This window comes from Polyangium jinanense (assembly GCF_028435365.1).
In genome coordinates, this window is record NZ_JAGTJJ010000058.1 from 1 (window position 1) to 10,013 (window position 10,013).

7 protein-coding genes are annotated in these 10,013 nt (G+C 68.1%); 2 read left to right on the forward strand and 5 right to left on the reverse strand.

The features are described from left to right. Nucleotides 1-134: 134 nt before the first annotated feature. Nucleotides 135-1,067 carry a CheR family methyltransferase gene (locus tag KEG57_RS45285; protein WP_272427971.1) on the reverse strand — a complete coding sequence of 311 codons (933 nt, stop codon included), beginning with the start codon at nucleotides 1,065-1,067 and terminating at the stop codon, nucleotides 135-137. Between the two features lies 1 nt (nucleotide 1,068). Further along, nucleotides 1,069-1,569 carry a chemotaxis protein CheW gene (locus KEG57_RS45290; RefSeq protein WP_272427972.1) on the reverse strand — a complete coding sequence of 167 codons (501 nt, stop codon included), beginning with the start codon at nucleotides 1,567-1,569 and terminating at the stop codon, nucleotides 1,069-1,071. Nucleotides 1,570-1,692: 123 nt separating this feature from the next. Between KEG57_RS45290 and KEG57_RS45295 the strand changes: the two genes are divergently transcribed. Continuing rightward, the gene (locus tag KEG57_RS45295) at nucleotides 1,693-3,357 is read left to right on the forward strand and encodes a chemotaxis protein CheA (protein ID WP_272427973.1); all 1,665 of its coding nucleotides are present in this window, start codon (nucleotides 1,693-1,695) and stop codon (nucleotides 3,355-3,357) included. Between the two features lie 368 nt (nucleotides 3,358-3,725). On the opposite strand, the gene KEG57_RS45300 is transcribed toward KEG57_RS45295, so the two are convergent. Beyond that, entirely contained in the window at nucleotides 3,726-4,115 is a 390-nt protein-coding gene (locus tag KEG57_RS45300; protein WP_272428756.1) for a chemotaxis protein CheD, read from the reverse strand. A 122-nt stretch (nucleotides 4,116-4,237) separates the two neighbouring features. Next, on the reverse strand, nucleotides 4,238-4,609 hold the full coding sequence (locus tag KEG57_RS45305; RefSeq protein WP_272428754.1) for a response regulator: 372 nt from the start codon (nucleotides 4,607-4,609) through the stop codon (nucleotides 4,238-4,240). 365 nt (nucleotides 4,610-4,974) lie between these two features. On the opposite strand from KEG57_RS45305, the gene KEG57_RS45310 reads away from it, so the two are divergent. Next, nucleotides 4,975-6,042 carry a D-alanine--D-alanine ligase family protein gene (locus tag KEG57_RS45310; protein WP_272428753.1) on the forward strand — a complete coding sequence of 356 codons (1,068 nt, stop codon included), beginning with the start codon at nucleotides 4,975-4,977 and terminating at the stop codon, nucleotides 6,040-6,042. On the opposite strand, the gene KEG57_RS45315 is transcribed toward KEG57_RS45310, so the two are convergent. Beyond that, on the reverse strand, nucleotides 5,954-9,178 hold the full coding sequence (locus KEG57_RS45315) for a fused MFS/spermidine synthase (protein ID WP_272428752.1): 3,225 nt from the start codon (nucleotides 9,176-9,178) through the stop codon (nucleotides 5,954-5,956). The genes KEG57_RS45310 and KEG57_RS45315 overlap by 89 nt on opposite strands. Nucleotides 9,179-10,013: the final 835 nt, after the last annotated feature.

Sequence of the window (10,013 nt, forward strand, 5' to 3'; positions counted from 1 at the left end):
CGTTGCCAGTCTTGCCTCGACCTGCTCGATGAACTGCGCATTGCGCAGTTCATCGACCCCGGGTCCAGCGCTTGCGCTGGTCCGGGTCCAGGGGTGGACAACCCCTGGTCGGGGTCCGGGGTGAAACCCCGGCGCTACGCTGTGGACCCCCCTCTGAGAGCTTCGCGCCGGTAGACCGAGGGCGCGACGTTTGCCATTCCGCGCACCTGGCCATTCAGGCTCTCGGCATAACCCAGAAAGAGATACCCGCCGGGGTTGAGACAATCGACGATGCGGTCGAGGACCAGGGCCTTGGTTGCTGCGTCGAAATAAATGAGCACGTTGCGGCAGAGGACCAGGTCGAAACGCCCGAGCTTCTGGGACGTGACTTGGATGAGGTTCTCCCGGCGGAACGTCACGAGCGCTCGGAGCTCTGGGCCTGCCTTCATCTCCCCGGCGTGCGAGCGCTGGCCGCGGAGCATGTAGGCGAACAGATAGTCGTGCGGGATTTCGGGGGCTCGCTCGATGGGATAGATTGCCCGCTGCGCTCGATCGAGCGCCCGGGTCGAGAGATCCGTGGCGAGGATTTCGATTGCGTGTCGTGGATCCGGAGGGAGCGGCGCGAGGCCATGGAGGAGCGTCATGGCCAGGGAATAGGGCTCTTCGCCGGTCGAGCAGGCGGCGCTCCAGACCCGCAGCCGCCGGTGCGTCGCGGGGACCGTCGCCGCCGCGCTCGCGGCCCCTCCTTGCCCGAGGCGTGAGGTCCATTCCGGCAGGAGGGTGCGGCGGATCAGCTCGAATTGCCGGGGCTCCCGGAAAAAGCGGGTCTCGTTCGTGCAGATGCAATCGAGCATTTGCTCGAGCTCCGCCTGTCCTCCGGGGCCGGTCACACGACGGTGGTATTCTGCGAAGGAATGGAGCCCGAGTGCGCGCAGCCGGGGGGCGAGCCGGGAGAGCAAGAGCGGGCGTTTGTGGGGGCCGAGCGATATTCCGGAGTGCCGGCGGACGAGCTCCTGGAACAGCTTGAACTCGTCGTCGGGGATCGAAAGGAACAGCCCCGCCGGCGACGCATTGCGCGACGAATTCACGTCACGTGCTCGCGGCGGCTGGCTCGAGGGAACGGGCGGCGAGGAGCTCGTCCGGGGAGAGGACGTGATCGATGTCGAGCAAGAGAACCAGCTTCCCGTCCACCTTCCCCAGCCCGAGGAGATGATCCAGACGCATTTTCGTCCCGAAGGGCGGGGCCTTCTCGATTTCGCTCGCCTGCAGTTCGAGAACGTCTCCCACCGCGTCGATCAAGATCCCCACCCTCGTGAGGGCCCCGTCGATGTGCGTCTCCACCACGAGGATACACGTCCGGCGGGTGATGGTCGAAGCAGGCATTCCAAACCGCTCCGCGAGGTCGACAACGGGCACGACGTGCCCGCGCAGATTCAAAACGCCCAGGATTGCGGGAGGCATCATGGGCACGCGCGTGATGTCCGTATATTCGATGATTTCCCGGGCTCCCAGGATACGCACCGCGTACTCGCCCCCCGCCACGTGGAACGAGATGTACTGGGAGGTGCCCGCCTGCTCGACGTCTCCCATGAGAGACCTCCGTATCCCCGTCAGCAAAGCGAAAAGAGCCGCGTCCGTCAAGTTCCACGTGCGCGCAGGCGGCGGCGTCGGTTCGTTGACAGGCATTCGCGCCCGAGGCATGCTCCTGCGGACGTGGACGCTGATCTCGAAGCGCTCGTCGAACGGTTCCTCGGCCAGTCGAAGGAGAGCCTCGACGCAATCGAAGAGGATCTGCTCGGCCGCGAGGTGAGCGCCGACGACGGCGCGGTGCTCGACAGGGTGTTCCGGGCCGTGCACTCGTTGAAGGGCGACGCCGGGACGCTCGGCTTCGTTCACGTCGCCGAGCTCGCGCACGCCATGGAGACCGCGCTCGAGCGCATGCGCGCGCGCTCCTTCTCGCCCAAGGACGAACCGATTACGCTGCTTCTCGAGAGCGTCGATGTCCTGCGGAAGATGGTCGAAGCGCCGTCCGCGCAGAGCGAAGCGCTCGCGGCCCAATCTCTCTCCGTGCGCGCGCGGCTCGGGCGCGCCGTCGAGGGCGCGGCGCCGCCGCCTCCGGGCGGCGAGGAGGGGCTTTCGACGGGGCCGAGCTCGATCTCCGGTGTCGTCGCGCCGGCCCGCGGCGCGGAATCGGGGCCACGTACACTCCGGATCGATCTCGACAAACTCGATACGATGCTCACGCTCCTCGGCGAGATCGCCGTCGCACGAAACCGGCTCACGGAGCTGCTCGACGGCGAGACGCCCGCCACGGGGTACGAGCTGCGCGAGGCGCACGAGCAGGCCGATCGCCCTTATCGCGAGCTCCAGGGTCTCATCATGCGGGCTCGGATGGTGCGTCTCGACGAGGTCTTTCGGCGGTATGCGCGCATTGCTCGGGACCTCGCGCGGGCGAGCGGCAAGCTCGTGAACCTCGTCGTCGAAGCCGAGGGAGCGGAGGTCGATACCCGGATCGTCGATCATATTCGCGACGCCCTCATTCACCTCGTCTCGAATGCCGTCGATCATGGCATCGAGCACCCGCGCGTGCGCGTGGCCAAGGGAAAGGACGCGTGCGGGCGCATCGTGATGCGCGCGCGCCACGACATGGGCGCGGTCGTCGTCCAGATCGTCGACGACGGCGCCGGCCTCGACCGCGCGAAGATCCTCGAACGAGCGATTGCTTCGGGCCTCGTCACGCAGCGGCCCGAGCTCTCGGACGAGGAGATGCTTCGTCTCGTCTTGACCCCCGGGTTCTCCACCGCGCGCGCCCTCACCCAGACCTCGGGGCGGGGCGTTGGAATGGACGTCGTGCGTCGGGACGTGGAGGCCGTTCGGGGGACGCTGCGGATCGAGAGCCGCGCGGGCGACGGCTGCACCGTCACCCTGCGAATCCCGCTCACGGTCGCGATCATCGACGGGTTTGGTGTCGCGCTCGAGGGGACGACGTATGTCCTTCCGATCGAGGCCGTCAGCGAGTGCCTCGATTTCCCAGCGGCCGAACGAAGCAAATCGGACGCCGTGGGCCTCCTCGACGTGCGCGGCACCGTATTGCCCTACCTGCGATTGCGGTCGCTCTTTGGTGTTTCCGGCGCGGCGCCCGCGCGCGAGCATGTCGTCGTGGTCCAGCACGAGGAGACGACGCTCGGCCTCGTCGTGGACGCCGTCCTCGGCGAGCGGCAGGCAGTCATCAAGCCTCTCGGGCCCTTCCTCGGCCACGTCCCTTGCGTCTCTGGCTCGACGATCCTGGGGGATGGGAGGGTCGCCCTGGTCTTGAGCATTCCGGACATTTGCCGCCATGCATTGGCCCTGGGCGAACGGGCGCAGCCAGGCGGCTGATCTGAGCATTGGTCGGAGGCGCTTCGCCGGGGCGCTGCCCCGGACCCCGCGGGGGCTGTTCGCCCCTCGACCCGAACCAGGGCAAGCCCTGGACTCGAGTTGGAAGAACTGCGCGATGCGCAGTTCTTCCACGGGCCGGTGGCAAGACCAGAGACAGCGTTGCCAGTCATGGCGGTCTTGGTTGGCAGGGCCTTCCCTGGTCTTGCCTCGGCCTGTTCGATGAACTGCGCATCGCGCAGTTCATCGACCCCGGGTCCAGCGCTTGCGCTGGTCCGGGTGCAGGGGCGGATAGCCCCTGCTGGGGCCTGGGGCAACGCCCCAGCGCCGCGCTTCGAGATGAGACCAATGCTCAGGCCGCTGATGGAGGCTCAAAGCGTTCGAACGGAGATGGTGCCGTCGTCGGTGCAATAGGCGAGGTGCCGCCCCTTGTTCCCGCCGACGCCCTGCTCCACGATGGGGATCCCGGTGGCCTCGAGCAGCTTCAGCGCGACCGCGACGTTTTCATCGCCGAGGGACCGGACGGGGGAGGCGTGCAGGCTGATGTTCGAGCCTCCGAAGACCCGCGCGACCATGCCTTCGGCCGTGCAGCCGAGCTCCTCGAGCTGCGCCATCAGCGTTCGAAACGCCGAATCACCGAATCGCGCGGACGACGCGGTTCTCTGGGGGCAGAGGGGCAGCGTGTAATGGCAAAGCCCTGCCGTGCGTCGGTCGGCGTGAAAGAGGCAGATGGCCACGCCGGAGCCGACGACGGTCGTCACGATCGTCGGCTCTGGAGATGCGAAGAGATCGCCGGGAGGGAGGAACCTTTGCGCGCGAGAGGAGCCCGGCGGGGTTCCGGGGGGTATGGGGGGCGGCTTTGACATGCCGGGCTCCAGGGTCCTCAATCACCGATGCAGTTTTTGACTTTCTCGAGGAGCTCGATGGGCTGGATGGGCTTGGTGACGTAATCGGAGCAGCCGCTCTCGAATCCGTTCACCATCATCCCCTCGCTGCACTGGCTCGTGACGAGGATGATCGGCACGGCCTCGGTCAGGGGATCTGCACGGAGCCGCCTGCAGGTCTCGAAACCATCGATCGAGGGCATGACGACGTCGCAGAGGATGAGGTCCGGCCGCTCGGCGCGCGCTTTGCGGACGCCTTCCTCACCATCCTTGGCCATCACGATGTCGTAGCTGCGCCGCAGGATGATTTCCTCGACCCCGAGCGTGATCTCGGAGTCGTCGATGAGCAGGATCTTCTTTCGCGCCGGCATGCACACTCTCCATCACCGAGGATGAGTCGCTGAAACGTCGGACAGCGCGCGTAGACCGAACGAGTAGACGGGAACCACGTGGACCCGTCAAGACAAAAAGCGATGTCACGGCGGGTCACGCGGGTCGGAATGTCCCTGCTGTGCGCGAGGCTTCCTCCGCGGGTTCAAGCGCGCTGTCGAGAGAATCCGAAACGAGGCAATAGCCAGGGCATACCCATGCGAAATGGCAAGCCGGTGCGTTCTCAGGGCTCGCCTGCGCCTCTCGTGCGCGTTTGCCTACCGGTCGACGTCACGCTCGCACCGACGTGAAAAACCGGCGAGAGGGGGCCTTGGCGATCGGCGCGGACCATGCGAGATTCCGCATCGTGCGGATCTGCGTTCTGCTCTCGCCTTATCAGGCGGGCTCCTCTCCCCTCGCTGACCTCGACCCGCTGCCAGACCCGGCGCGCTGGCTCGACGGACACGAGGTCGACGTCGTCCTCGTCCACAAGCAAGACGCGACGGCTCAGGTGCAAGCGCTCGCCGGGAGGGGCTACGACGTCTTCCTCAACCTCTGCGACGGGACCTGGCTCGAAGAGATCGCGGGCGTCGAGGTCGTGGAGGAGCTCGAGCGGCTCGGCCTGCCGTTCACCGGCCCCACCGCGCAGCTTTACAACCTCACGAAGGCGCAGATGAAGCAAGCCGCCGTCGACCTCGGCGTCCCCACGCCGGCGTTCGTCTTCGCCCAGAGCCATGCGGATGTCGAGCGAGCAGCCCGGACCCTACATTTCCCGCTCATCGTCAAGCATTTCGATAGCTGCGGCAGCATCGGCATGACCCGAGCGTCGTGTGTCCAGACGTACGACGCGCTCGTGCACCAGGTCCGTGACATGCTCGCCCTCGCCGGCGAGGCGCTGATCGAGGAGTTCATCGAGGGCGACGAATACACGGTGCTCGTGGCGGAAAACCCGGAAGAGCCCGACGCGCCGCTCGTGTTCACGCCGGTCCGTTGTGCCTTTCCCCAGGGCGAGACGTTCAAGCACTTCGACCTGAAATGGAAGACGTACGCCACGCTCGAATGGAAGCCGTGCACCGACGAGCGCCTGGCCGCGCGGCTTACGGAGCTCACCCGGCGGATCTTCGTCGGTTTGCAAGGGGTGAGCTACGCCCGCTGCGATTTCCGGGTGGACGCGCGAGGGGAGGCCTGGTTCCTCGAGATCAATCTCCCCTGCGGTATGTTTTACGTGGAAGAAGGCAGCGCGGACATGATCTTGCGATACGACCCGATCGGGCCTCGGGCCTTTCTCGATCACATCCTCCGATGCGCCATCACGCGGAACGAGCGAAAGGCCGCGGGCGAACGGGTCATAGACAGGTCAGCCATCCCCGCCATCCCACGCACGCCGCCCGCCGCTCCGTCGCGCGAGATGCCTCCGCCGCGAGCGGGTGCATGAAGCGCGCGTAACAATCGCGCCGCAGGCCGAGCATCCGCTCGTCCCACGGCGGATGCGGTTCGAGCACCGAGAACGCCGCCACGCACGCGTTTTCCTCGGGGAGCACCTCGGCGAGATCGACCCGCACGTTCCTTCGGGTCGATTCGAGCACCAGCACCGAGAAGGGCGTGTCGAGCGCCGCGAAGAGGCGCCGCGCATCGGCGGGCGCGCTCTGGCCGAGCTCACGCGCGAGCTCCATGGCCCGGTTCATGACCACCGTCGAGGGCCAGGGATCACGCCGGTAGGCCGTGAATGCCCCTTCGAGCAGCTTCACGGCCTCGGCGCGCCGGCCCTTCGCGTATTCGTAGCGGGCGCGGATCACGTCGGCCTCGATCGGGAAATCACGGGCGTGCCGTTCGAGCAGCGGGAGGACGGCGTCGTCGCCTTTCCACGCGAGCCCTTCGGCGACGAGCGTCGTCTCCACCGGGCCGATCGGGGCTTGCTCCTGGAATCCCCATTTCGCGAGCGCGCCTTCGAGGTTGCCGGCCGCGTAATTGACGAGCGCTTGCACGCGCACCTCGGCGTCGGGCGTGAGGTACTCGGGCATGGACGGGTCCGAGCCGTCGCCCGCGACCTGGGCGGCGCGGTCCTCGGCGACCCGCACGAAATCGAGCGTGCCCGATTTCAGCGTCGGTCGATCCTCCTTGCGTTTCCGGACGGGTTCGAAGAACGTGGACACCGAGCCGAAATTGCCGACGGCCCGCGCGAAGCCGAACTCCACGCGGTTCCGGTCGTCCGTGTTGAAGACCGCGCCGGGCACGTCGGCGAGGCCCCGCGCGAAGGGAGGGCCGGCGACGTAATGCGCGAAGAGCCCCTCGATCCCCTCGGTGCGCCAGGCATTCAAGATCGCGCGCCGATAGGGCTCCGCGGCGAGCTTCGTCCGGAGGAGATCCGGATCGTGCACGAGCGGCGCCTCGGACGCGACGAGGACGAGATCACTCCAGCCGAGATACCACGTCTCGACCGCCGGAAATTCCGAGGCGAGGGTCGCGTAAATCGTGCGGAGCGTGCCTTCGTCGATCTCGTAGATCTGCACCCATTGCAGGAAAAGCCCGCCCTGCTTCAGACGGCCGCGGACGGCGCGGTAATACTCCTGCGTGAAGAGGCTCGCGACGCCCGCGCGGTAGGGGTTCGAGGGCTCGGAGAAGACGACGTCGTACTGGGCCGGCACGGTCGGGAGGATTTCGCGCGCGTCGCCGAGGAGGACACGAACCTTGGGGTTCGAAAGGACGTCCTCGTTCACCGGCGCGCAGCGGCGGCCGATTTCGAGCATGGAGGGTTCGAGCTCGGCGACGTCCACGCGCTCGATTGCAGGCACCTTGCCGAGCCATCCAGCCGAGCTGCCGGTGCCGAAGCCGATCACCATGGCGTGCTTCGGATCGGGGTGGAGCAAGGCGCCGAGCAGGCCGCCCATCACCTGCGTGGAGGCGTCGCCGCGCGCATTGCCGTCGATCTTGCCATTGACGACCATCGCGATGCCGTCGGTGCCGTCGATGGCCACACTGCTCTCACGGCCCTCGGTTTGCCAGAGGATCGCGCGCTTGGCGTCCTCGATCCAGGAGCGCGTGAAGGCGGGGGTGTCGAGCAAGACCCGATCGACGCGGCCCGCGCCGATCGGCGTGTGCCGGAGGACGGCCGAGGGACCCGGCGAGAGAATGGCGACGAAGGCGAGGACGGCCGAGAGCGGGGCGGCGATCATGCGCCGCAAGGCAGGGACACGGATCGCGAAAAACGCCGCGCCGGCGGCCATGGAGAGGAGCCCGAACACCACGGCGCGCATGGATCCGAGGGCGCCGAGCGAGGGGACGAGGAAAAAGCCGCCGGCGAGCGAGCCGACCATGGCGCCGAGGGTATTGTGCGCGCCCACGGTGCCGAGGTGCGAGCCGACGCGCGCGCGGCCCTCGCCGAGGAGCGCGACGAGCAGCGGGTATTGCACGCCGGCCACGAGCGCAGCCGGGAACGCCATGATGGCCGTGAGCGCGATCCAGCCGGGCACGTAATGGAAGAGCCCCGCGCCGGCCTCGGGTCGGACCGCGAGCGCGAGCACGGCGAGCCGGTCGCCGAGCGCAAAAGGAACGGCCACGAAGAGCGCTTCGAGCGCCGCCGTGAGCGCGAGCCCCCGCGCCGACGGAGCGCGCTTGCGGAAGAGGATCGGATACAAGAGGCCCCCGAGCCCGATCCCGAGGAGCACGACGGCGAGGATGACGCCGAACGTGTACACCGTGCCGCCGAGCAGCGGGCCGAGGAGGCGATACCAGACGAGCTCGAGCCAGAAAAAGAGGAACCCCGAGAGGGCCGCGAATGCGAGGACGAACCTGGGGTCGATGCTCGGGGGCTTCGCTCCGGCAAGCGGAGCTGCGCCCCCGAACCCCCGTGGCAGGCTCGACGGCGTGGCCGCGGCGCCCTCCTTTTCGTTCGTCGTGGCGGCCGGCTCCTCCGTCATGGGGGCGAGACGTTTGTCCACGAGGAGCGCGAGGCCCGCGACGATCGCATTGAGCAGCGCGGCGACCCAGAGCGCGCCGCGCGTGCCGAGCGTCTCCAGGAGGAGCAGCGTGCAGAGCGTGGCGCCCGCGACCGCGCCGAGCGTGTTCGCCGCGTAAAGCCAGCCGACGGCGCGCCTTTGTGTATCGGTTGGGCTCTCGGCCGACCGCGCGGCGGAGGGCAAGGTGCCGCCCATGAGGACCGTGGGCGCGCCGATCACGAGGGCGGCGAGCGCGAGGCGTAGCGCCGTGCCGAGCGTCATTCCGAGCAGAAAGGTGCCGCCGGCGGCGCGATACACGATGCGCGCGAGGTCGATCGCGAACGGGCTCGCGGCCGCGAGCGCGGCAATGGCGAGCTCGAGCCGCCCATACAGGCGGAGCGGCCGCGGCGAGGCGTCGCTGCGCTTGCCGAAGAGCAAGCTGCCCGCGCCCGCGCCGCCGATGAAAATCGCGAGCACGGCGGCGCTCGCCGCCGTCGAGGACCCGAACACGAGGCGAAGCTCGCGCTGCCAGGCGGTCTGGTAGACGAGCGCCGAGAGGCCCGAGCCGAAGAGCAAGAGCGCGACCTTGAGCGGATGGGCCGAGGAGCTCGGCGTGGAGGGGCGTGGTTGGGTCATCGGGTGGGGCGCGCATCCTAGATCGGGATCACGAGGGGGTGGAAGCGGGAGCGGAAAAGGCAAAACGGAGGGGCGGGACGATCGGGAAAGAAGCGGCATGCCCGCGGAAAGGGCGGGAAGAGGGGTCGGCGCGCGGGGAGGTCGTCCTGGAAGGGGTGCAACGCGAGGTCGGCGCGCGGGGAGGTCGTCTTGGAAGGGGCGCGACGCGAGGTCGGCGCGCGGGGAGGTCGCTTTGGAAGGGGCGCGGAGACAGGTCGGCACGCGGGGAGGTCGCTTTGGAAGGGGCGCGGAGACAGGTCGGCACGCGGGGAAGTCGTCTTGGAAGGGGCGCGACGCGAGGTCGGCACGCCGGGAGGTCGCCTTGGAAGGGGTGCGACGCGAGGTCGGCGCGCGGGGAGGTCGCCTTGGAAGGGGTGCGACGCGAGGTCGGCGCGCGGGGAGGTCGTCTTGGAAGGGGCGCGACGCGAGGTCGGCGCGCTCGGGGTCGGTTTTGGACCCCTCCAGCGGACGTGGAAGCGACGGAAACGGCGTGAAACCACGACGTACATGGCCGCTATTGCGACAAGGAATGCTCATATCTTGGGAGGCGCTGCGCTGGGGCTTTGCCCCAGGCCCCACCGGGGCTATCCGCCCCTGGACCTGGACCAGCGCAAGCGCTGGACCCGGGGTCGATGAACTGCGCGATGCGCAGTTCATCGAACAGGCCAGGTCAAGACCAATGACGACCCTGCCCATCATTCAACCGGCAACGTCCCCGTCGCCAGCGTGCAACACACCTTCCTGGTCTTGCCACCGGCCTCTTGGAAGAACTGCGCATCGCGCAGTTCTTCCACCC